The sequence below is a fragment of the Salinivibrio proteolyticus genome (genome assembly GCF_027286365.1).
In the GTDB taxonomy this organism is placed as follows: Bacteria; Pseudomonadota; Gammaproteobacteria; order Enterobacterales; family Vibrionaceae; genus Salinivibrio; species Salinivibrio proteolyticus.
The window spans coordinates 313,718-337,865 of sequence record NZ_CP114585.1; the positions used below are offsets into that span (position 1 = coordinate 313,718).

Annotated in this window: 19 protein-coding genes; 9 read left to right on the plus strand and 10 right to left on the minus strand. The window is 48.8% G+C overall.

Features of this window, described 5'->3' with window-relative positions; genetic code table 11:
• Positions 1 to 3 precede the first annotated feature (3 nt).
• From N7E60_RS15395 to N7E60_RS15405, 3 genes are read left to right on the plus strand one after another with little or no spacing between them, the layout of a single operon-like run.
• Entirely contained in the window at positions 4 to 1,482 is a 1,479-nt protein-coding gene (locus N7E60_RS15395) for a type I restriction-modification system subunit M (RefSeq protein WP_269598984.1), read from the plus strand.
• 2 nt (positions 1,483 to 1,484) lie between these two features.
• Complete coding sequence (locus N7E60_RS15400; RefSeq protein WP_269598985.1) at positions 1,485 to 2,690, plus strand: restriction endonuclease subunit S; 1,206 nt, start codon at positions 1,485 to 1,487, stop codon at positions 2,688 to 2,690.
• A gap of 9 nt (positions 2,691 to 2,699) precedes the next feature.
• Positions 2,700 to 4,718 carry an ATP-binding protein gene (locus tag N7E60_RS15405; RefSeq protein ID WP_269598986.1) on the plus strand — a complete coding sequence of 673 codons (2,019 nt, stop codon included), beginning with the start codon at positions 2,700 to 2,702 and terminating at the stop codon, positions 4,716 to 4,718.
• Positions 4,719 to 5,117: 399 nt separating this feature from the next.
• Here the strand turns inward: N7E60_RS15405 and N7E60_RS15410 are convergent, their stop codons facing one another.
• Complete coding sequence (locus tag N7E60_RS15410; protein WP_269598987.1) at positions 5,118 to 5,633, minus strand: hypothetical protein; 516 nt, start codon at positions 5,631 to 5,633, stop codon at positions 5,118 to 5,120.
• Between the two features lie 208 nt (positions 5,634 to 5,841).
• On the opposite strand from N7E60_RS15410, the gene N7E60_RS15415 reads away from it, so the two are divergent.
• A complete protein-coding gene (locus tag N7E60_RS15415) occupies positions 5,842 to 7,542 on the plus strand; it encodes an SgrR family transcriptional regulator (protein ID WP_269598988.1) in 1,701 nt (566 codons plus the stop codon).
• Positions 7,543 to 7,545: 3 nt separating this feature from the next.
• Here the strand turns inward: N7E60_RS15415 and N7E60_RS15420 are convergent, their stop codons facing one another.
• Positions 7,546 to 8,184 (minus strand): hypothetical protein, encoded by a 639-nt coding sequence (locus N7E60_RS15420; RefSeq protein WP_077457360.1) that lies wholly within the window; start codon positions 8,182 to 8,184, stop codon positions 7,546 to 7,548.
• A 144-nt stretch (positions 8,185 to 8,328) separates the two neighbouring features.
• On the opposite strand from N7E60_RS15420, the gene N7E60_RS15425 reads away from it, so the two are divergent.
• From N7E60_RS15425 to N7E60_RS15435, 3 genes are read left to right on the plus strand one after another with little or no spacing between them, the layout of a single operon-like run.
• Complete coding sequence (locus N7E60_RS15425; protein WP_269598989.1) at positions 8,329 to 8,505, plus strand: hypothetical protein; 177 nt, start codon at positions 8,329 to 8,331, stop codon at positions 8,503 to 8,505.
• A gap of 44 nt (positions 8,506 to 8,549) precedes the next feature.
• Positions 8,550 to 8,978, plus strand: coding sequence for a hypothetical protein (locus N7E60_RS15430; RefSeq protein ID WP_069591194.1), 429 nt, complete (start codon positions 8,550 to 8,552; stop codon positions 8,976 to 8,978).
• Positions 8,979 to 9,000: 22 nt separating this feature from the next.
• A complete protein-coding gene (locus N7E60_RS15435; RefSeq protein WP_408642359.1) occupies positions 9,001 to 10,011 on the plus strand; it encodes a L,D-transpeptidase family protein in 1,011 nt (336 codons plus the stop codon).
• Between the two features lie 71 nt (positions 10,012 to 10,082).
• Here N7E60_RS15435 and N7E60_RS15440 read toward each other — a convergent pair whose 3' ends face one another.
• The 5 genes from N7E60_RS15440 to N7E60_RS15460 form a co-directional block, all read right to left on the minus strand.
• Positions 10,083 to 10,307 carry an LPP leucine zipper domain-containing protein gene (locus N7E60_RS15440; RefSeq protein ID WP_069590383.1) on the minus strand — a complete coding sequence of 75 codons (225 nt, stop codon included), beginning with the start codon at positions 10,305 to 10,307 and terminating at the stop codon, positions 10,083 to 10,085.
• A 185-nt stretch (positions 10,308 to 10,492) separates the two neighbouring features.
• Complete coding sequence (locus N7E60_RS15445; protein ID WP_069590381.1) at positions 10,493 to 10,969, minus strand: copper chaperone PCu(A)C; 477 nt, start codon at positions 10,967 to 10,969, stop codon at positions 10,493 to 10,495.
• A complete protein-coding gene (locus tag N7E60_RS15450; protein WP_077765334.1) occupies positions 10,969 to 11,559 on the minus strand; it encodes an SCO family protein in 591 nt (196 codons plus the stop codon). Before N7E60_RS15450 ends, N7E60_RS15445 begins: the two co-directional genes overlap by 1 nt.
• On the minus strand, positions 11,556 to 12,035 hold the full coding sequence (locus N7E60_RS15455; protein ID WP_269598990.1) for a hypothetical protein: 480 nt from the start codon (positions 12,033 to 12,035) through the stop codon (positions 11,556 to 11,558). The genes N7E60_RS15450 and N7E60_RS15455 overlap by 4 nt, the downstream gene beginning before the upstream one ends.
• Before the next feature lie 3 nt (positions 12,036 to 12,038).
• A complete protein-coding gene (locus tag N7E60_RS15460; RefSeq protein WP_269598991.1) occupies positions 12,039 to 12,968 on the minus strand; it encodes a DUF368 domain-containing protein in 930 nt (309 codons plus the stop codon).
• A 171-nt stretch (positions 12,969 to 13,139) separates the two neighbouring features.
• Here N7E60_RS15460 and N7E60_RS15465 point away from each other — a divergent pair, with 171 nt between their 5' ends.
• A complete protein-coding gene (locus tag N7E60_RS15465; RefSeq protein ID WP_269598992.1) occupies positions 13,140 to 14,162 on the plus strand; it encodes a helix-turn-helix domain-containing protein in 1,023 nt (340 codons plus the stop codon).
• 17 nt (positions 14,163 to 14,179) lie between these two features.
• Here N7E60_RS15465 and N7E60_RS15470 read toward each other — a convergent pair whose 3' ends face one another.
• The 3 genes from N7E60_RS15470 to malT all read right to left on the minus strand — a co-directional run bounded on the left by N7E60_RS15470 (position 14,180) and on the right by malT (position 21,174).
• A complete protein-coding gene (locus N7E60_RS15470) occupies positions 14,180 to 15,205 on the minus strand; it encodes an alpha/beta hydrolase family protein (RefSeq protein WP_269598993.1) in 1,026 nt (341 codons plus the stop codon).
• A 170-nt stretch (positions 15,206 to 15,375) separates the two neighbouring features.
• A complete protein-coding gene (gene pulA / locus N7E60_RS15475; protein WP_269598994.1) occupies positions 15,376 to 18,273 on the minus strand; it encodes a pullulanase-type alpha-1,6-glucosidase in 2,898 nt (965 codons plus the stop codon).
• 192 nt (positions 18,274 to 18,465) lie between these two features.
• Positions 18,466 to 21,174, minus strand: coding sequence for an HTH-type transcriptional regulator MalT (malT, locus tag N7E60_RS15480; protein ID WP_269598995.1), 2,709 nt, complete (start codon positions 21,172 to 21,174; stop codon positions 18,466 to 18,468).
• Between the two features lie 494 nt (positions 21,175 to 21,668).
• Here malT and N7E60_RS15485 point away from each other — a divergent pair, with 494 nt between their 5' ends.
• Complete coding sequence (locus tag N7E60_RS15485) at positions 21,669 to 24,119, plus strand: glycogen/starch/alpha-glucan phosphorylase (protein ID WP_167315080.1); 2,451 nt, start codon at positions 21,669 to 21,671, stop codon at positions 24,117 to 24,119.
• Positions 24,120 to 24,148: the final 29 nt, after the last annotated feature.

Genomic DNA, 24,148 nt, shown 5'->3' on the forward strand with positions numbered 1-24,148 from the left:
GCCATGTCATTACAACAAAAGATTGACCGAATTACCGACATACTGCGCCGCGACGATGGCATTAGTGGTGCTATGCACTATACCGAGCAAACCTCGTGGGTACTGTTCTTAAAGTTTTTGGATGATTATGAATCTGAAAAAGAAGATGAAGCAGTACTATCAGGTAAAGATTATCAACCGGTGTTGGATGAAGAACATCGTTGGTCAAATTGGGCCTGCCCGAAAAATGCTGAGGGCAAGCTAGATATCAACAAAGTTCGCACAGGTGATGACTTAACCGATTATGTTAATAACGAGTTGTTTCCGTACTTAAAGAGCTTTGCCAATGCCGCCGTTACGGGAGCAGACCCAAAATCCTTCGCCTATAAAATTGGTGCCATCTTCCAGTATTTAGACAACAAGGTGGCGTCTGGCCATACCTTGCGTGAGGTGTTGGATATTATCGATACGCTGAACTTTCAATCCAGTGATGAAATGTTTGAGCTCTCGTTAGTTTATGAAGGCTTATTGCAAAACATGGGGGATGCCGGTGGCTATGCGGGTGAATTTTACACCCCGCGCCCCGTGGTACGTGCCATGATCAAGGCCATTGACCCACAAGCTGGTCAAACCATTTACGATGCAGCGGCTGGCTCGTGCGGCTTTCTAGTCGAAGCCTTTGACCACTTAAAAGCTAAAAGGAGTGCGCTTTCTACCGAGCAGTGGGACTTTATCCAACGTGATACCTTCTTTGGTTTTGAAAAAACCTCGCTGGCCTATGTGATGGGCATGATGAACATGATTTTGCATGGCATCGAGTCACCTAACCTGTTCCGTGGTAATACCCTTACCCAAAATATCCGCGATATTCAGGAGAAAGACCGTTACGACATTATTTTGGCGAACCCACCATTTGGTGGTAAAGAAAAGTCGCAAATTCAGCAAAACTTTCCTATCCAGAGTAATGCGACTGAATTGCTGTTTTTACAGCACTTTATGAAAGCACTAAAAAGTGGCGGTAAGGCAGCCATCGTAGTACCAGAAGGCGTACTGTTCCAAACCAACAGTGCGTTTAAACAAGTCAAACAAGAGCTGCTGGAAAACTTTAATCTGCACACCATTTTAAGCCTACCTGCTGGCGTATTTTTGCCCTACTCAGGCGTTAAAACCAACGTACTGTTTTTTGAGCGCAGTGGCGGCACCAGCGAGGTCTGGTATTACGAATGTGAGCCTGAGCAAAAGCTTACCAAAAACAAACCGATCACCGATAATCACCTAAAAGAGTTTGTTGAGCTGTATAACAGCCGCGAAACCACTGAGCGTTCCTGGACAGTTTCAGCCAGTAAATTGGCTGAAGACTATGACCTATCTGCTAAAAATCCGGCCAAACAGAAAGAATCCGAGCATTTAGCGCCCAGCGATATCCTTAAGCAGATCCGCACCAAAGAAAAGCGGGTGTCTGGCCTCTTGGATGAAATTGAAGACCTGTTGGCGGAGAAATAATCATGGAGCAGGTTTTATATAAACTACCGTATGGGTGGGAGTGGCAAGCTATTGAAGACGTTGCGCAGATAGGAGCCGATAGAGGATTTGTGCCAACTCCAGATTCTGAAGGGAATGTCCCATTTATTGGAATGACAGACATTGACCAAGAAACGGGTCAAAAGAGCACCTACGAACTACGAAAATTTGATGACGTAAAAAAGGGATACACAAAATTTCAACGTAATGCGGTACTGTTTGCCAAAATCACACCTTGTACAGAGAATAACAAAACAGCTTTAATCGACAATGTTAATTGTGGCTTCGCAACAACAGAAGTTTTTCCAATTCATGCATTGGATAGTGTTGAACCAAAATATTTATTGCACTTCTTTAGGTCGCCATCGGTTCGCCGCTTTTTAATAGATCAAATGGAAGGTGCAACTGGTCGTCAGCGAGTACCTTTAAAGGCTTTAAAAAATGTTAGTGTTCCTGTTTGTGGACTTAGAGAACAAAAACGCATCGTCGAAAAACTCGATGCACTGCTCACCCGCATCGACACCGCCATCGAGCATTTACAGGAGAGCATCACATTAGCAGATGCGTTACTTAAAAGTTCACTCAGCTCCATGCTTACAAGGCAAGAGCATTGGGATAAGGTTAGGTTGAATGATGTTTGCCAAATCACCTCAAAATTATGTGACCCAAGAGAAGAGCAATATTTAGATATGTTCCATATAGGTGGAGCAAATATTACATCTTTTAGTGGAGAGCTGATTGACCTGAAAACAGCAAGAGACGAGAAGCTTATTTCTGGCAAGTTTCCTTTTGATAACAGCATGGTCTTGTACAGTAAAATACGACCGTATCTTATGAAGGTTGCTAGGCCAACTATATCTGGTATCTGTAGTGCAGATATTTATCCGCTCACACCAGACAAAAAAAGGATGACTAGGGATTTTTTATTCTATCTACTGCTATCTGAGCAATTTACCCAATATGCAATTGAAGGTTCCAGTCGAGCTGGAATGCCAAAGGTAAATCGCAATCACCTTTTTAATTTCGAGTTTCATTTGCCATCGATAGATGAACAAAGGTCTATATGTAATTCTCTCGATTCTTTGGTTAAGAAGACCAACGAAATGAGTAAAGAGTTAGCTAGCAAATTGTCTTTTTTAACAGGTCTAAGGGCATCAATTCTCGATTCTGCCTTTAAAGGCGAGCTCTAAGGAGGGAATATGAGTTTACAAACCAATCTCAAAGGCCGCTTGCGCAACACTTCTTTACCTAAGAGCCACGGCCTAATGCCGGTTTTTGAGGCGGTGGTAAACTCTATTCACTCGATTGAAGAAAAAGGTAATAGCGATAACGGTAAGGTTGTTCTTCGGATCAATCGTGCTACTCAGGAGAGCCTAGATTTCGACGCCAAATCGCTGCCACCTATAGTAGGTTTCACCATCACTGATAATGGTTGTGGTTTTAATGAAACCAACTTTAAGTCATTTGAAACACTGGATTCCGACCACAAAATTGACAAAGGCTGCCGAGGTGTCGGTCGCTTGATGTGGTTGAAGGTGTTTGATCTTGTCGAAGTAGAAAGCCATTTTGTCGATGGGGATGGCCAGCTAAAAAAGCGTGTATTTCGCTTTAACGATAAATCAGGCGTCCACAGTGAAAATGTTCAGATAGCTACCGAACAGCAACCAGGTACTCAAATCAAACTGGTGGGATTTGATGAAAGCTATCGAAAGCAGGTATCAACCAAAGGGCTAACAATAGCTAATCAGCTACTTGAACATGTGCTCTGGTACTTTGTTCGTCAAGGCAGCGCTCCCAAGATACTGGTAGAGGATGTAGATGAAGCATTCGATCTTGATGACTTGCTTACAGAGCATATGCACGCGAGTGCATTTATAGAAACCATTAAGATCCGCGATTATGCGTTCGACCTAACTCACATCAAGTTTCGTGCATCGGTAAATAAAAAGCATCAGTTAGCTTTATGCGCAGCTAATCGTTTGGTTAAAGAAGAATCCATTCAAGGAAAAATTCCCGGCTTGTACGGCAAAATATCTGACGAATCTGGGGAATTTACCTATACCTGTTACGTGTCTTCAGGCTACCTAGATGAGCGTGTACGTAGCGAACGAACCTCTTTTGATATTGCCGAAAACGTAGAGGACATACTCAACGAAGTCAGTTTTAAAGATATTCGCGATGCAGTGCTCGCACGAACGAAAGAATATCTGCAAGATGTTTTGGCAGAAAATGTCTCAGCCGGTCGTAAACGTGTAGATGATTTTATTAATAGCCATGCACCCCGATACCGGCCTATTGCTCACTATGTTGCAGAAGAACAGCTCATTGTTGACCCAGAAAAGTCGGACAAAGACTTAGAGTTACATCTACATGCTCAGTGGTATGAGGTCGAGAGACACTTAGTCAGTGAGGGGCATGACATCATGCAACCTCAAAATGAGGAGCATATAGAGCAGTACAAGGAACGGCTGAGTGAGTATCTGCAAAAAGCTGAAGACCTTAAACAATCAGACCTCGCTAATTACGTATCCCATCGAAAGGTCATTATTGATCTGCTGCAAAAATCCATCGAACGACTGGATAATGGCAAGTATGCTCGTGAGGATATGATTCATGAGTTAATCATGCCTATGCGTAAAGATTCCAGTGAGGTTTTACTGGATTCTTGCAACCTTTGGCTGATCGATGAACGTTTGGCATTTCACAACTATTTGGCTTCCGACAAAACTCTGAATGCGATGCCGATTACTGGTAATGATTCAACAAAGGAACCGGATTTACTCAGCCTAAGAGTGTTCGATAACCCGTTGCTTGTTAATGACCAAAATAGCTTTCCCTTAGCATCTATCACCGTGGTCGAGATCAAACGCCCAATGCGCAACGATATGCGCGAAGGTGAAGATAAAGACCCAATTGATCAAGCGCTGGGTTATTTAGAGAGGATACGAGAAGGTAAAGTAACGACAAAATCTGGTCGCCCAATACCCGGCAACAACGATATCCCTGGGTATTGCTATGTGCTTTGTGACCTGACTGAGTCCATGCATCGCCGCTGCCGTCGAGCTAATCTGCGAATCACATCTGATGGGATGGGTTATTTTGGGTACAACGAGCCATCCCATGCATATGTAGAGGTGATCAGTTTCGATCTGTTAGTAAAAGCGGCCAAAGAACGTAACCGTGCATTCTTTGACAAGCTTGGATTGCCCTCTGTTTAGGAAATTTTAGTGATAACTTACAATGTCTATTGCGATGAAAGTCGACATACTTCCGATACGACTCAACACAATATTGTCGGACGCTTGCATGGCCTAATGACCAAGCATGGCTATTCAATAACACGCATATTTAGTTTTATTCATTTTTAAAGAGTATTAATTCAAATCAATGGACACTATGGAACTTTAGTAGATTTTTTACTCTAACCAATAATTGTCCAAAGACGTGCTGACGCCGATCTCAGCAAACACGCCTTTGTCCAGAACCTTCATAGAGGGCACTTCTTAACTCAGAAGTGCTCACAGAAAATCCCGATTTCTTCTCCCAAACACAACACTCTCTTTCCCGTGAAACGCTCGTTGAATGGCGAGCATCATCGAGCTGCTTAAGCGTCAGATTTAACCGGCAATTACCCATTGGCGGTTGTCGTCAGTTGCCTCCATCATTGCGCGTAGAAGTTGTGTGCGGGCGTCGTCGCTGGGGGCAATTAGATCATAAATACCGCTGATTGGCTGGCCGTTTTCTTGGGTGTCTACCCGCATGGCGGCGGCGCAGGTTTCGCCGTGTTGGGTGCCAATGCACAAAGAGACCGTGGCTTCGGCAATTTCTACACCATCATGCAGGGCAAGTTGCGCGAAGTAAGCAAGCATGTCGGGGCGGGCATCGTCCGGCCACTGTGCCGCCTGTAGCTTGGCGTATTGCAGCATCAATGGATGGTTATCGACCCAATAAAGTGTCAAGGGGGCGTGGGCTGGGGCAGATGGCCGAGTCGCAGGAGTGAGTAACGTCTCTTCGGCATGGTAGCGCTCGAAACCGGCCAAGCTCTCGGCGGTTGGATATTGGGCTTGTTTAACATGGCAGGCCATCCAACGTTGCTTGACTTCAAAATGGGAAATAATTTCAGACGCGTCCATAAACACCACATGCGATAACAACAATCAACAGGCATCATAGCGGAGTGAGCAGAAATAACAATCGCTGCGCTACAGCACGCGAAAATAAAGCCTGCCAGAGATCACAGCCTCGATCTGATTGCGTTCAAACTGGGCAGACGGACTGTCCGTTGTCGCGTAAAATAGGAAGTATCAATAATAACTGATACTGCCTTTAGGTTCCCCTTTTATGTCTGGACAGCGGCTACGCGCACAATTTACCCGTCTTTATCATCACTTTAACGGGGAAGATTCGGATACCACGTTACAGGCGATTGCCGATATTTTGGTGTGTACGCGGCGTAATGCGCGGATGGTCCTAAATAAATTGGAGGAGCAGCATTGGCTGACGTGGGCGCCATCCGTTGGGCGAGGCAAATTGTCACGGCTGACTTTTTTGCGTACCGAGTCAGCCCTGCGTGACGAGCAAGCGGCCCATTGGTTAGCGCAGGGCAAAATGGACCAAGCACTCGCTTGTTTGGATAACGATTCGACCAAGCTTGCGGCGTTGATCCAAAAGCAATTGGGGCCGAGCACCTTAAATGGTCGCCAGATTGTGCGCTTGCCGTATTATCGTCAGCTTGAAAGCCTTGATCCGCGTACCCCTCTGCGCCGTTCTGAAGAGCACTTGGTGGGGCAGATTTTTAACGGGCTGGTGAAATACCAAGAGGGTAATAAGCAAGTCTGTGCGGATTTAGCTCACCATTGGGAGGCACTTAGTCATACCCATTGGCGCTTTTATCTGCGCCCAGGCGTGCGATTTCATGATGGCCGTATGATGCGTGAAGACGATGTGGTGGCGAGTTTGTCTGCGCTATCGTCTCGACGGTTTTTTGCCCACATCGCTAAAGTGACATCACCTGCCGCACGGATCATTGATATAACGCTTTCGTCACCCGACCCGCGTTTTGATCATGCGTTAACCTTGCCTGAAGCAGTTATTTTACCCGCCGATTGCGATCAGCAAAAAGGATTTGCAGATCAGCCAATTGGCACAGGCCCCTATCGTGTGGCTGAGCGTCAGGATCATCGCTTGGTGCTCCAAGCATTTGATGATTACTTTGGTTATCGCGCGTTAACGGATGAAATCCAGTTGATGGTGTTTGATGAAGCGGCCATGTGTTATCTCACTCCGAGTACGGATCGTATGCCGGACTATGCGGTTAAGCCGCCAGCTGCGTTAAGCCAAAAGCTTGAAATGGACCAAGGGGCAGGGTATTTGATGCTCAATTGTCGTGATGGGTTGGCGAAAAGTGCGCGCTGGCGTGCTTACTTGCATGCCAAGTTGTCCTCCTTGCAATTGCTGCCGCGTTTAGCCGCGAATGGGATGGGTGAATACCGCTTGTTTAATGCTTATGGTTTGATGCCCGGTTGGATCCATCACACCCAACCGGTATCGATGCCAGAGCTACCGGGCCCGACGCGATTGAGTGTGGCTTATTTGGCGGACCATCCTCTTTATCCACTGATCGCATCTGCCATCGAAGCACATTTGGCCGAAGAAGGCATTCAAGTGGAAACCATGGCGCTGTCGCCAGATGCGTATTTTGGCGGGAAATACAGCCGAAAAATCGACATCTGGTTAGGGGCGATCAGTTTTGGGATCCGCGGGGAAGAAGGATTATTTAATTGGTTGGGCAATCACGATCTTTTCTTGCATGCGTTCACCGACGAGTTGCTAAATAAAGTTACCCATTACACCACCCGTTGGCGTGAGCAGGCTAAGCCAGATTGCGCTGAAGCCTTGGCGCGTGAGCTGGTTGCCCAGCAGGTGGTGCCGTTATTTCATATCTGGACGGGTGTGGTTGCCACGCCGGACTTGCAAGATGTGGCATCGAACGCAGTCGGTTGGTTCGATTTCCAATCGGTGTGGTACAAGCCAAGCGAGTAAGGGTTATTCTTCGACACCGAGCGGAAAGGTGGCGGTGAGTAGTAGGTACTTATGCAACGGCAGGCCATCTTTTTTACGAAACAAAGGGTGGAAAATGCGATAGCGTCCGTCGGTCAGCCCCAATGGTTCGATGGTCTCGGCGAGGCTGGTGGTCGCACTGGTCAGTTTAATCCCTTGCGCGCGGTATGAGTCGGCATGAATCGGTTGATGGCCTAGCCACCAAGAAGGAATCGCTTTGCTGGCATTGGTTCTATCTATCCAGTGGTCGCTGACAATGATCACTCGCCCGGGCTCGGCCGGATTGGTAATACCGTGGTTGAGCAACCATGCGACATCGCGCACCAGTGCATCACGACAGGCCAAATTCCCACTGAGCAGACGGTGAGCAAGAATGTAAACCGCGGCGCCATCCAGTTGCAGTTGATAAACGGTTTGGCTGTGGGGACGACTGTCGTCAAGCAAGTGAAACTGAGCGGGGCGGTCGTGCGCTTCCAACACGCGCATTAAACGACGTGCGAGTGCTTTACCCATGTGTGGGTCACGCATCCCGCGGTTATGCACCGTGGGGTAATGATGTTCGCAAAGCTTGACGCAATCTTGTTGAAATTGTCGAAGCGCGAGCGAGACGAGATCATCTAACAAAAACGAGCCACTCCTACCAAAACACGACTGATTTATCGCACGTCATAAAGTATGCATTATATCACCAAAATCGCCCAATAAATCAGAGAGAAACGCCACTCTGTGCGCACTTTCTCATCACAAGTCGGTGTGATTGGGCGAAGTATGTCTAGTTCTGCCACTAAAAGAGATATCGGCAACGCAGGCGTCGGCTTGATAGTGGCGGCAGAGATTTGCCTCTATGTTTACCCGATGAAAGACAAAAGCCATGATGAGTACACCCATGTTGGTCGAAGTATGACCGGTTTCGGGCGCATTGAAGCTTATAAATTGGAACGGTAATTGCAGTGCTAGGTGTCTCTGTGACATGAACTCGATGGATGATAATGAAAACAATAGCTTGGCTATGTGGTTCGGCATGTTTACTTGCCGCTTCGATTTCTTTTCCGGCTCGAGCAGCCGATGGCTTGGCGGCAGGCGTTTTTCTGGGGTCGCCGATGTCCGGTGTGACCATCAAGCAAGACCAATTTAAAATTCAAGCTGGGATCGATAAGTTTGGGATTGCGATCGATGGGACGTGGAATTTAGGGGAATGGCTAGGCCGGATGGAATATGCGCCCATGTATATCTATGCTGGTGGTCAGTGGGTAGATGATTCTACCCATCAGTGGGGACCGAGAGCTGGGCTAGGGGTGACACTTCCCGTAGGCACCGGTGATGTAGAGTTGTTTGCGGAAGCCGGTACCACATGGTACTGGGAGGAGAAAGGCGATATTGAATTTGAAGGCGCAGCCGGCGCAAGGATGTATTTTTAAACGTTTTTATCATGCGCTTTGGGTGCTTGCCATCGGTTGGGGACTGAGCGTTTCCCCTGCATGGGCGGTGAGCTATCCGTTACCTTTGGATGGCAGTCGGCTTGTCGGCTATGCCTCCATGCACGAGGTGCAAGAAGGCGAGCATCTTGAAGCCATTGCAAAACAGTATGATATCGGCTTTTTAGCATTATTGACGCTAAACCCCAGCGTAGATCCCTACTTGCCAGAGCCCGGTACACTGATCAAGCTCCCCCAGCAGCATCTGTTGCCCGACACTCCCTACGAAGGGATTGTGATCAACTTGGCGGAGCTCAGGCTCTATTATTATCCGCCCAAGCCGCAAGGGAATAATGACGCGACGGAGGAAGAGCGGCGGGTTCATGTTTTTCCGATTGGCATCGGACGAATTGGCCGTGAAACGCCCGTTATGCAAACTTACGTCAGCCAAAAGCGCCAAAACCCGACGTGGACGCCGCCGCAAAGTATTCGAGAGGAATATAAGCGGACACGCAATATTGTGTTACCAGATGTGGTCCCTGCTGGTCCCGATAACCCGTTAGGGCGCCATGCACTGCGGCTTGGCTATGGGAATGGCGAGTATTTAATTCATGGTACGAATAAGTCATTCGGTATTGGTTTACGCGTCAGTGCCGGCTGTATCCGATTGCGGCCTGATGATGTGGCTTGGCTTTTTGAGGCGGTGGATGTCAACACGCCCGTGCGGATCATTGATACGGCAACCAAGGTCAGCATTGAACCAGATGGACGAATTATGGTAGAAGCTCATCGTCCACTGTCGCGTACGGAGAAAGAAACCCAGCAACGTATTCTGCTTCCCCCCGATCCTGCGATTATTGCCAAACTTGAGCGAATGGATATTTCCACGCGACGTTATCGTGCCGCACTGGCGGTGCAACAAGGGGTGCCAATTGAAGTGGCGGAGCTGAGCCCGTTGCAGTTAAAGGCGTGGCATACGCTCAATGAGCAAGGCCTGACAAACGCGTCTGATCTGGTGAAAGCGGATACGCCTTAGTGACAGAATGAGGTAATCACGGATAAACAAAAAACGGCGCGAAGGCGCCGTTTTTATCTTTCAATCTTGCCTTATTTTGTATAAGACTGTGCCATGTTATCAATGCGTTCATTGGCGCGTTTTGCTTCGTCATACGCCATTTGAGAGTCATTTTTCATCATGGAAACGTCGTTAGACAGCGCATCGACTTTCGCGGATAAATCATCAACACTTTGTTGTAGTGCAGTGTTGCTAGTACAGCCGACGAGCAACACGGTTGAAGCTATTGCTGCTAGCGCCATTGGACGGATTTTCATAGAGAACCTCGCTATTGTTGTTGGAGATAGCAATCACGTCAAAAGGGTCACGCGCAAGCGCGACTACCTTTTACCATAGACGGTGATAGGAGATTTTGCTGCTGAATCCTCAACTTGGCGGCCATACCTTGACACAGTTAACATTTAACGCGCTGTGTGACTCATCCATTAAGACGTGTTAAACGCTATTGGTGGTGATGATTTCCTTCATCGCTATGGTGCTGCATGCCTCCCATGACAGATTTCACTGGAATTTGCTTGGTCAGTGAATGTCCATCAGCAGTGGTCAGGGTCAGGGAAATCTGTTCGCCCACTTTCAGAGGCTTCACCAAGTCGAACAACATAACATGCAAGCCGCCCGGCTGAAGGACAACTTGTTCGCCGCTGGGCACCAGAATTTGTGGGATTTGACGCATTTTCATCATGCCATCTGCCATGGCGTGCTCGTGTAGCTCAACGCGTTTTGCCGCAGGAGTTTGGGCACTAACAACACGTTTAAGCACATCACTTTGATTGTCTAACACCATAAAGGCGGCACTGTTAGGGGCGCCCGGTGCACTGGCGCGCGCATAGGCGTCATGGATAAAAAATTCACCATGAGCATGGCTGAAAGATGCAGTGAAAAGTGCAATGGCTGAGATAAAAAGGCGAAAAAACGACATTATGGTTCCTTATTGGTGTCAGTCACTCGAGAAATAGCGGCGGTGATCATTTGAGGGTTCAAGGTGTGGGGCACCTTTTCTAAAAGCTCACCGTTCGGAGAAAGAAAATAAAAGTATGAGCTATGGTCAACGGCATAATCCATGGCGGAATCTTCAAGCTCGGTAATTTGATACAAAACGCCGTATCGCTTCGCCAGTTGATCAATTTGTTCGTTACTGCCACTCACACCTGTGATGGCCGGATGAAAGAAATGGGCATACTCGGCCGCTTTTTCGCTGGTATCCCGTTTTGGATCCAACGTAATAAAGACAGGTGCCACCGCATCTTGTGTCGATTGCGGCAGTGACTTGAGCGCCGCCGATAATACCGCCAGTGAGGTGGGGCACACATCTGGGCAGTGTGTGTAACCAAAATAAACAATTCGGGGCCGAGGATCGGCTTCATTGAAAAGGTTGAAGGGCTGCCCATCTGATTGTAAGGCGCCAGCCTGTGCTTGCTGTTGCTTCACTTGATAACTGTCATAGTAAGCACGTGCGCCTAACCCCAAACAAACCGCAAATAATGCCACTAGCCATGCTTTTTTGCTCATGGTCGCTCCATGGTCACTTTGATCGGAAATTGTGTTTGACCCTGATCCGGTACCGTAATGGTTCCTGCCCACGTCATGGTCTGCTCAGTACAGACTGGAAGCATCAAATCGCCGCGATAGTGCGTTTCGTCTATTTGATTCAGCACTAAGCGATATTCTCCCATGTTCATCTCAACACCTTTTAGCTTAACTAATAGGGTTTCGCTATTAAGAGGTTGTGAGGTTGTGAAGGTCAGCGTGTTAGCGTGCATGGGGTGGACGGTCGGGTCAGATAAACTGGCTTGATAGCCTTGATAATGGCAGGTTTGTTGGTTTAATGAGCAATAGTTAAGAGAGGCCGTTGAGCCTCCCTCTATCCAATCGGCAAGAGTGTTTAGCCATGTCGGTGCGCTGAATGCGAGCGCAAATACTGCGACAATGCCTGCAATCGTCAGCAGGCGATGACCACTACGTGAGTCGGTGAGAGAAGAGTCCATGATTTAGTCCTGACTGGGGGCAAAGCGCTCCAACAGCAATACCAACACAAAGCCCGCTATCATGGCAATCACCGCAAGGCCAACTTGTGCCGGATGTCCCACCACGGCCTCGTAGGCGCCGGGCAAGAGGTTATCTTGCACCAGAGGCACTTGTTCACCGGATGAGTTCGTGCGCCAAGTGAGGGTATGTTTCCAAGGCCAAATCTTACCCAAGGTACCTAACATTAGGCCGGTCAGAAACGCGAGGGTCAGCGCATAATAGCGGCGTAGCAGCCATGACAATAGGTGCGAAAACGTCAGTAAGCCGGTTACCGCGCCAACAGCGAATAATCCCAATAAGCCAAATTGCGCTTGATGAACTGCACTCAAAATAGGGCTGTACATGCCAAGTAAAAGCAAAATAAAGCTGCCGGAGATACCGGGCAGGATCATAGCGCATATGGCAATCGCGCCGGAGAGAAACACTGTCGCCGGGCTTGCGGTCAAATGAAGTGGGCTGGCGACGGTAATCCAATAAGCAAACCCAATCCCTAGCGCACCGGCGATAAGGGTTTTAACGGTGAACTTAGGCGTTGGTAATTGCTTGGCCATGTGAAAGGCCGAGGCAATGATAAGGCCAAAGAAAAACGACCAAAGTGGAATGGGATGATGAGTGAGCATCCAACTGATCCCTTTTGCCAAACTGGCAATGCTGGTCAGAATGCCGGCTAAGAGTACACAAAGAAAGGTGCCGTTAACATGTTGCCAGACCGCTTTGAGACCTTCTTGGCGCCATAGTGTAAAAAGGCGCGGCGTGATACGCCGAATACTCTCAAGCAACTGCGTGTAGATACCGGTAATAAATGCGATCGTACCGCCAGAGACACCAGGAACCACATCCGCAGCGCCCATCGCCATGCCTTTGAGGTAAGTTGAGATCAGGTTCTTGATCATAATGCTATTCATCGATAAAAGCTGAGACGCGCATTATACCGACATTCATCCTGTGGGGTAGGGCAAAGTTAATCCGCAGGAGATGTGAGAGGTAAAGTGTGGTTTTTCTATCACTGGTTTAACAATTTGGCTATGATCCTTGAGTTATTTAAAAATTGCTAGGCTAAACATATGCTTGCTGTGCCACTTCCGTATATTGCAACTCTGATTTTGGTAATGACGGCTATCGTCATCGTAATTCGTCGTGACCAAAACTGGCACAAGCCTTTTACGTTCACCGTTTTTTGTGCGGTGATGACGTGTATTGTCGGATTACGTTGGACGTTCGATTTAGCTACTTTGCGATTTATACAAACCATTCTGGCAGCCTGTCTTCCCATTGCAGCCTGGTATGGCATTGTTGAACAATCCTCACGGAGAGGTCGCTTAATTTGGCATTTATGTGGTCCTGCTATGGTCATAGCCTGTGCGTTTTTTCCGTACTTAATTAGCTTTGGTGTTCTCGATGTGCTTCTAGCCACTTTGTCGGCAGGGTATGGGGTGTGTTTACTTATACACTCATTGAGGCTCCCTCAATCGGTTAGCTTCAATCGTGTGAGTTTGTTTGTGTTGTCAGAACGGACTGCGGGGAGTTTATTACTTTACTCAGCATTGATTGATGTTCTGATCGCATGGGACTTTTCTTTGGCATCAGGAGAGCACGTTCGGGCCATTGTTTCGGTGAGCTATTTGTTACTTATCCCAGCTCTTGTCGTGACAATGATTATCGCGAGCTATCAACTTCCAGCTAGCAAGGAACAAGTCAGTAAAAAGGCCCAAGTAACTGAAAATGATGTCGAGTCTGAGGTGGTGGAAAGTTTCAAAGCACTCATGGATGCAGAAGCGCTATTCACTGATCCAGATTTGTCCCTCATTCGGTTGGCACGTAAGTTAGGTGTACCATCGCGTTCTCTTTCTTCGGCTATTAATGCGCACTACGGACAAAACATTTCCAGAGTAATCAATGAATATCGTATTGAATACGCGAAGAAACGACTCCTCTCAAGTGACGACACCATCATGGATATTTTATTGAGCGCTGGGTTTTATACGAAATCTAACTTTAATCGTGAATTCTCACGTGTTGTAGGCCAAACACCGAGCGCATATAGAAAAGGAGCGGTGAACGAGAAGCAGCCCATAATAACGGGATAACTTCTCGTCTGTAGAGCTTAATCTGCTAAAAACTGCACAATATCATCGATTATTTGCTGGTGTAGGGTACTTCTTTGTGCACCTCGTCCATCTTGGCAAATGATACCGTCCCCCTGTTTTTCGGCCTCAAGCAGCGTTACGGCATTGGGCTTACAGGCTTGTATAAAGCTAAAGTGGGTAGCGTTTTGATAGACTTTATAGCGACGATGTGCGCGCCCCATATGTTTCGCTAAGTAGCCAGACTCCATGGCTTGTGGTAGGTCCCCAATATCGACACCTGCAGCCAAAATGAGAGTGGGCTGAGACACTGATGCGAGGCTGGTTGTCGAAAAACTTCGTGCTAATCCAAGATCAAGGCTTACCACTCGTTTTATCCGAGGATCACTAAGGCTATGAGATGAGGGTTCAGCATCTTGTCGTGTGGACAATCCTAGTTCGTCCGCTAATCCACATGTTCTCGAGTTCGGGTATTGCTGACAATCACGTTTGAACGCTGTTCTATCGAGTTGTGCGCCGATCAATTGCATCACTGTCCAACCACCCAATGAATGCCCGATCGCCGTGATATTCTGCTTATCTATTTTGTTGCGATAGCTATTGTTGCTTAATAGATGGTCGAGGAGATGTGACATATCTTTTGGGCGTTGCCACCACTGCGCGGCTTGAGAGGCGTTATGGTTAAAGCTCGTGGTTCCAGGGTGGTTGATTGCCGCTACAATATAGCCTTTCTGGGCCAGTGAATAAGCCAACCAGCCTTGATTCCTCCAGTTACCTCGATAGCCGTGAGACAATACGACCAATGGTGCATTTTTCGTATCAATGGAGGCGTTTTGGATGACAGGCACGCCTATAAAAGCAGGGTTATCGCCGATTAGTACTTTCGCTTCAGTTTCATCGGTTGGATACCACATAGCACCTTCAAGTGGGCGGATAGCATTTGCCTCAATATACAAAGGTATAAAACCGACTGAGTTGGCCAGCGCAGGCTGTAGGAGAAGAGAGGATAAACAGAAAATGGTGAATAAGACACGTTGATAATACATCGCTTTTTCTCATGTTGATAAAAGCTAACAAGATGAGCGAAAGTCGGATGTGGTGCGACCTCGAACATGATCGAGGTCGTGTAAATCGGAGTGTTTAACCTTGCATATCGAGCACGGTGTACCCAAACAGGACAAGATGGGGGAATGATACTGCACTCCCCCCAATACGATTAAGGTTGATGAGGTTTCTCGAATACGGCGACGGACCACGCGGGGATGGTGAGTTTGCCGTTGGTCACTTGAGCGGCCTGTTGGTTATACGCTATCGAGTGGTTGCCCGCATTGGTTTGTAAGCTGTGAAGCTGATAGCCGGTGGCGTCGATGTTAGCAAAGTCATTGACCGCCGTGCCAGAGGCATTGATCGCGACGATAATCCCGTCACGCGTTGCATCAATAGAGCTGTCGTGCAGACTGCCACTGTTATCAAGAAGCATCACAATCAGCCCCGGGATTTGTGAGGCACCGGTGTTGTGAAAGCTGACACGTTGGTTAATAACGTTGCCTTGGCCTAAGTGGAACAGCCCTGACGACGCACGCAGCGCCACCAGCTCATTAAAATAGCTGTTCATGTTGCTGATTGCCTGTGGTGTTGGTTTGGCTTCGCTGTTGTGGTTGGCAATCACGGTTTCAATCATCGGCCAGTTGTAGCCGTCTTTATCTTCACGCGGCAGCCCTTGGTCCCACTGCGTGGTTTGTTGGGTAAAATCGACGCGGTTATACCAATCGCCCGAGTCGTACGAGTCACGCTGCATGGATTTTGAACGAAGCAGTTCGCTGCCCATGTGAATAAAAGGCACCCCTTGTCCCAGCAGGGCAGTGGAGAGTGACACGGCTTGGGCGCGGACGCGTGTCGCAAGTGGCATGGCGTAAGGGAATTTGTATTGATTGTTATCCCACAAGGTTTGGTTGTCGTGCTTGGAGACATAGTTTTGAATCTCCCAAGCATCTTGCGCGTAGCCAGCCGGTTGACCGTTGTAATCGACCTCTTCACCGCGCACGACATCACCATTGGCAATTTGTAACTGAAAATCTTTTAAGTTACCCGCCATACCCAAACGAACTAGGTCGGCATTATGCAGGGCACTGGCTTTTTCCCCGCTGTCTTGCTGTTGTAAATCATTGGGGGCGACCCATTGACCATTACCAAAGCCTTGGTTTTTACGCAGGTACTCGCCGCCATCGAACGGACCGCCGCCGCGAACAGCATCTCGAAGTCGGTCAGAGAATGAGCCAATACCTGTGCCTGCCAGGTTTGCTTGGGTGGCTTGGACAAACTGGCGATCGTTGGCGACTTCACCGAAGTTCCAACCTTCACCATAGAAATACACATCTGGGTTGATATCGCGGGCAACGTCTAGCGTATGCTCAATCTGCGCTAATGGGTGATGCCCCATCAAATCCCAACGGAAGGCATCGATTTTGTAGTCTTTCACCCAAGTGGCAACCGAGTCATCGATCAGTTTGGCAAACATACGATGCTCAGGCGCGGTATTGGAACAGCAAGTGGATTGCTCAACGTCCCCGGTGACGGGGTTAAGGCGCTGATAATACCAAGGCACGACTTTATCCAGCACAGAATAGGGCCCTAAGCCTGCTTGGTGGGTGTGGTTGTAGACCACGTCCATCACCACATTCATGCCGATATCTTGTTTGATGGCCATGACCATTTTACGAAACTCAAGGATACGCGCGGTGCCTTCAGGCTCGGTCGCATAACTGCCTTCGGGCACGGTGTAATGGAAAGGATCGTAACCCCAGTTAAAGCTGTCGTACTGACGCATCGCCGCCATTACCGTTTGCACATAGGGGGTGTCAGCACTGTCTTGGGTGGCTAAATCCGTTAAGGCCGCTTGGATGGTTTGATTGTTGTCGCACTCACTGGCCAGCCTTGGGGTATCTTTCAGTGAGGGGACTTTGTCACATAGCGTGGAGAAGCGGTCGGTGACATCGATACGTTGCGCCGCGTCCTCGTTGATGGAGGCAATGTCAAACACGGGGAGCAGGTGCAAGTGAGTAACCCCAGATTGCGCAAGCGCGGTTAAGTGTTTGACCGGCTCAGTGGTGTTTTGGGTAAAAGCAAGGTACTTACCGCGCAGATTTTGGGGAGTGGATTGATCAAGCGCGGAAAAATCACGCACGTGCGCCTCATAAATCACGCTGTTGGCGGGATTTTGCTGCGAGTGAGGCGCACTCAGCATATCCCAACCACTGGGTTTAAGCGCGGGCGCATTCAGATCGACCACCTGTGAATAGCTGGAGTTGGTCGACAAGCTATGTGAGTAAGGATCCGTAACTTCGAGACGTTCGACACGGTGTGTGGCAGGGTGATAGACCGACAGTTGATAACGGTAATAGTCGCCATGATTCAGCGCCGTGGTGGCAATATGCCAGCTTCCTGACTCGGCGTCGAAGTCCATTTTAATGGGCGTTAGGCGCTGTTTGGGCGCGTTTTGTTCGCTCGCCGATTGATAGGGCACCAGCGAAACTTGCTGTGCGGTAGGGGCCCAAAGACGAAATTCAGTGTGTCCAGCGTCAGGGATGGCCCCATAGTTAAGTTTTTCGGCGTGTTCTGCGTACAAGGCATCAAGCGCGCGGGCCGGTTGCACATCGGTTGCGGTTAGTACGGTATCACCGTCTTTGGCGATAGCGAGAAGCTGTCCTTTAAGCCATTGCTTCAGGGCAATATTGGCGCTAACAAAATCAAAATCGAACCCTTTGACGTTACCTTGCAAATGGGGAAACGATGTCTGCCAATGATCGCGCGTGGCAAGGGTGGATTCGACACTCGCGGTGGCGTTTTCCACCTGTTGTGTGTCCGGGTTATAGCGCATCGTGCCATCAGCGGAGTAATACAAGGTGAGCGAGGTGGCGTTTGTTTGATGAGTGAGCAGGGTATCGGCGTCAGCAAACAGCACACTGGCATCGCTGGTGCCCGCATCACGAACACTGGCGGTTGGGTTGGTATCGACGTCAGGGTTATCGTCATTTAACGGACAGCCTGTTAATACGATTGCCGAGGCAATCGTAAAAGGCAGTGCAAGAGGATGTTTATTTAACAGATGATTCATCAGGTTGACCTTTATGTTTTGTAGGGAGGCCAAGCTTACTGAAAGGTGAAATGTACCAACTGTGATCGCGTTATAAATCAACTAATGAATAAGAAAATATTTCAATAATTCAATAACGTATCACGAAAGGTAGGCGGAGAGTAATCAGTGCCTACGCCCTTAGCGAACAGCCAAAGGCGTAGGCTTCACCCGTTAACTTCCCATCAGTTGCAGTAGATTTTCTGCGGTGACAATCGCTTCTTTGCGGTTTGCAATATTCAGCTTTTGGTAAAGATTACGGATATGGGTTTTGATGGTGGTGCCAGCGACATCGAGCTCTTGGGCAATTTGTTCATTGCTCAAGCCCGAATAAATGAGCCCAAGAACTTGCCACTCGCGTTGCGTAAGCGAGCTGGTGCGTACTAACTCAGGGACGTTGGGGTGCTTCACTAATTTTTCGACGAAATCTTCATCAAAGTGAACGGCGCGGCTGCGTTGATGACTGGCAATTTCTTTCAGCAGCTGCTGAGCGCGATGACGCTCCAATGCCCCGAGCGCTTGTTGTTGAAGCAATTGGTGCAGTAAGGGCGCTATCGCCTCGCCTTCGATTAAGAAGTTACCCACCATGCCGGTCTGGTTGGTTAGCGTAAGCGCCTCTTGCAGTAAGGTTTTCGCATATTCTTCTTCCTGCTCTCGGCTGGCGAGTACGGCTTCCACAATCAGGTTGCGGTTTTTATCCGTGACTAGGCATGCGCGGTCGGCTTCTTTACGTAAAAAGGCCAACGCCTCGCGGGCTTTGTCATGATGTCCCAGTTGTAAGTACGCACGGGCAATATTTCGCCATTGCAGTTGGCAAAAATGGTTGCAGGCAGTGTCGGGACGCACGGCTTGATGAAGCCATTCATCGATATTGGTGAGCTCATGTTTGGCTTGCCAGTATAAGAGCAGTGACAGCGAGGCATTGGCGGTCCAGTCTACGTGGTAAACCGATTCACGAAGAAGGTGTTCGATATGATCGATATACTTTGAGGCTTTATCGAGCTCACCACGGCTAATCGCGACGCGAGCCAGCATGGAATAACTGTGCAAGTGTTTGCTCGGCGGCTGCGTTTCCAGCACGCGAAGTCCTTTATGCGCACAGACTTCGGCTTCATCCAATCGATGCCAGCACCACAGAATTTGTGCCCGCAAGCGCAGCGCAAATTCATGTAAAGGAACTTGGTGGAGCTGCTGATCTTCAATCAATTTATCGGCGCTATCCAACAATTCGAATGCAGCTTGCACGTAGCCTTGTGCGAGCAAAATTTCGCTTTGTTGTAAAATCGCCCATAACGCTTGGTGGTAAACTTGATGCTGGCGCGCGAGCTTCTCGGTTTGCTGCATCATAGACAGAGCGCGATCAAGCTGCCCAACCACGTGATTTACTTCTCCCACCACGGATGTGGCGACAATGCGACTGCGATAGTTCGCGCTATCGAGTTGGCTAAGTGCCAGCTCGGCCAGCGCCATCGCTTGGTCAGGATCGTTGCGATTGATGGCAACTTGGGCCAGTAACGCGTTGGCATTTCCCTGATAATCAATATCAAGCGTGATATTACGTTCTTGGTAGGCTTGCTCTGCTTCTGCGAGAAGTTCGCCGACTTCATGATATCTGTGTTGACTCTGCGCTAACCAAGCGCGTAGCAGACCTAAGTTGGGGTAGGTGAATAGCAACTGAGTACTGATTTGGCCGATAGCCGCCTCTAGGGTTGAGAGCTCTCCACGATTAAACATACGCCAACCGTGCTGATTGAGGATATCCGCCATCAAGGTATCGTCTTCGGCGTAGCGGGCGTGGCGCAATGCTTGATGAGGCGTATTCAGCTTTAGCCAAGCCAATGCTGCCTGTCGGTTTAAGTGTTGTTGCTGTTGAGGGATCCGTGCTTGACGCTCATGGGCGAGAAACTCTGCGAATAAATGGTGGAAGCGGAACCAGTTATTGTCTCCTTCCAACGGATAGATGAATAAACCGTAGCGATTTAGCGATTCGAGCATGCCGAGCGCGTCTTCGCGCTCGGTTAGCGCAAAGACCAGCTCGTCATTAAACATTTCCAGTACGGAAACTTGCATTAAAAACTGACGGGTTTCACTGTCCAGCAGATCAAAAACCTCTTCGACCAAATAATCCCACAGGTGGGCATGGTTAAAACTCGCGCAGGAGGCGGCACTTTGCATCAGGGTCCGTTTTTGATGCTGAGCCTGAATCGCAATTAACTGTAGGGCAGATGGCCAGCCCTCGACGTAGGCACAGAGGGTGCTCGCGGTAGTTTCGTCGACACCATCGGCGACACGTTGATTAAAAAAGCGGGTGGTCTCTTCATTATCGAACGCAAGCAGTTCATTGCCGATCTCGATCATCAGGTCGCGAACCCGCAAATTTGCTGTCCCTAGCGGCGGATTCGCGCGCGAGGTCACCACCAAAGTCAGGCTATCGGGCATGTGCTTAATAAAAAAGCGCATTGCTTCATGAATGTCTTCATTGTCGATCAATTGGTAGTCATCTAATACCAGATAACAGGTGGACTGTAACCCAGCCAGCTCAGCGAAAACATCGGAGAGCAGCGCACGCAGGGATGAGAACTGGCGTTTTTCTGCTAGCTTAACGGTATTGGGGCACCCATCGTGGGTCGCTTTATTTAATGCTTGCAACAGGTAGTTGATAAAGCGGAAGCTGTCGTTGTCGCTGTCATCAATGCTGAACCAGCCGACATGGTTTTGATCGGCGAGCCATTGTGCGGCCATGGTGGTTTTGCCGTAACCTGCCGGCGAGCGGAACAACACCAATTTGTAATTTGGCGCTTGTTGGAGGATATCCAATACGCGCGGGCGCAAGATGGCATTGTAGAGACGGCCGGGACGGGTAAGTTTTGACGGGATCCACATAGCGAGAAGGTCCTTTACAGCGAGTGCGGCTTTGCCGCGTTTATCCTTGTACGCAAGTGTATGTAACTGGTCTGTCACAAACTATGATCCAGCGCTGATAATGGTGCAATTGCTCTATTTTGGTGCAACTACGCCTTTTAATTGTGATTAAAGTCACTAATTTTATTGGTTCGGATACGGAATATGGAAGGTATTACACGCCAGAGACGATGAATGCCCCCACAATTTGCGTTAGCGCACAAAATTAACAAAAGGGATTGTTCTTTTTTCACAGCCGTATTTTGGTCAGTGTTCCCTCAAATTGTGATTCTTATCACCTCAATATCACGAAATTCCTCCATTGATGAGAGCAAGCTCACTCACAGCTTGTGATGTGGCTCTCTACGCCCTGACAACTCCTCCTTTCCTCCTCCTGTCTCGGGAGGATGTTTGTATCGACAGGCTTGGGCAGGATGACTGTCATCGAGATTTTCTTCCATTACGAGAGCGATGACATGACGCCTAAACAGCAACACGCATTTGATAAAAGCGCTTTTAAAGCCAGTATGACCCAACATTTGACGCAGCTTGGTCGCACCCCCGAAACCGCGGAGATGCGCGATTGGTATCTCGCCTTAGGCCGCGCGCTGGCCGAACACACCACCAGTGATCTGGTTGCGACAGAAAACGATTTAGCCATCAAACAAGCGAAGAGTGTGAACTACTTATCCCTTGAATTTTTGATTGGCCGTTTAACGGGTAACAACCTGATCAGCATGGGGCTTTACGATGAAATTGCGGCTGTGGTCAGCGAGTTTGGGTTTGGCCTGACCGATTTGCTTGAGCAAGAGCGTGATCCTTCGTTGGGGAATGGTGGTTTGGGCCGCTTGGCCGCGTGTTTTATGGACTCGCTGGCAGCCCAACAGTATCCAGCGGTCGGCTATGGCTTGCACTATGAGTATGGTCTGTTCCGTCAATCATTTAAAGATGGCGCCCAACAAGAAGCACCGGATGCATGGCGTGAGCCAGAAGGCTACCCGTGGGAAGTCGTTCGTCCTGACCTTGCCCAAACGGTTGGCTTTTATGGCCATGTAGCGGTGATTGAAGAAAACGGCCACACGCGCCGTGAATGGGTTCCTAGCCTTCATATTCAAGCGATGCCTTGGGATCTGCCTATCGTGGGCTATCAAAGTAATACGGTTTATCCACTTCGCTTATGGGAAGGTCGAGCACTGACGCCATTTGCGCTCGATGCCTTCAATGATGGTGACTATACCCGTGCGCAACAAGCCGCAATTGATGCAGGCAACCTGACCAAAGTGCTTTACCCGAACGATAATCATGATGCGGGTAAAACGTTGCGTTTGATGCAGCAATACTTCCACAGTGCGGCCTCTGTTGGGGATATTCTTCGTCGCCATTTAGATGCTGGCCACCCACTGGCTGCCCTTCCAGATTATGAAACCATTCAGTTGAATGATACTCACCCGACTATCGCCATTCCTGAGCTGATGCGAGTGCTGTTGGATGAGCACCACTTGAGCTGGGATGACGCTTGGTCTATCTCCAGCCAGACGTTTGCTTACACCAACCATACCTTGCTTCCAGAAGCGCTGGAGACGTGGAGCGAGTCGTTAATGGCGAACTTGCTGCCGCGTCACATGGAAATCATTTTTGAAATCAACCACCGCTTCTTGCAAGACGTTGCTGCGAAATGGCCGGGCGATGTCCGCAAACAGCAAGTGCTGTCTGTGATTGACGATCAGGGTGAGCGCATGGTGCGTATGGCAAACCTCTGTGTGATTGGCTCGTACGCGGTCAATGGTGTGGCGGCGTTGCACTCTGAGTTGGTAAAACGCGATCTCTTCCCTGAATTTGATGCGCTTTATCCGGGCCGTATCCAAAACGTAACCAACGGTATCACGCCACGTCGTTGGTTGAAGTTCTGTAACCCAGATCTCTCTGCCCTTATCAGTGAAAAAATTGGTGACCAATGGCCGGCTCATCTCGAGCAACTGGAGCAAATTGCCCAGTATGCTGATGACAAAGCGTTCCAAAAAGCCTTTATGGCAGTGAAAAAGCGCAACAAGCAGCGTCTTGCTGATTGGGTAAAAACCCATCTAGACATCACGCTAAACACTGATGCTATCTTTGATGTTCAAATCAAACGTCTTCATGAGTACAAGCGTCAACATCTGAACTTGTTACATGTGATTTCTCTGTATCACCGTCTGATCCATGAGCCGAATTTCGATATGACGCCTCGTGTGGTGTTCTTCGCTGCCAAAGCTGCGCCGGGCTATGCGCTCGCCAAATCGATCATTTTTGCGATTAATAAGGTGGCAGAGACGATCAATAACGATCCACGAGTCGGTGACAAGCTTAAAGTCGTCTTTATCCCTGACTACCGAGTCAGCATGGCGGAAATCATTATTCCTGCTGCCGATGTGTCTGAACAAATTTCGATGGCCGGCAAAGAAGCGTCGGGCACCGGCAATATGAAGATGGCGCTTAATGGTGCATTGACTATCGGGACCATGGATGGCGCCAACGTGGAAATTCGTGAGGAAGTCGGCGATGACAATATCTATATCTTCGGCCTCGACGTGGAAGGCGTGAATGCATTGCGTGAGAAAGGTTATCACCCTGATCACGAATACCATCAACAGCCGCTGTTAAAAGCGTCGCTTGATAGCCTGTTGGATGACACCTTCACGCCGGGACACCCAGGATTACTCCGTCCGGTATTCGATAGTGTGATGGCCAGTGGCGACCCGTATTTGTGCTTAGCGGATTTTGCCGATTATGTGCGTGCTCATAATCAAATTGATAGCGATTATCGTGACTCAACGCTGTGGGCACATAAAGCAATTTTGAACACCGCGCTGGTGGGCAAATTTAGCTCTGACCGCTCAATTCGAGACTATGTCACTAACATTTGGCAACTGAAAGCGGTAAAACGCTAAGCCTTTGATACCAAGCTGACATGCTAAAT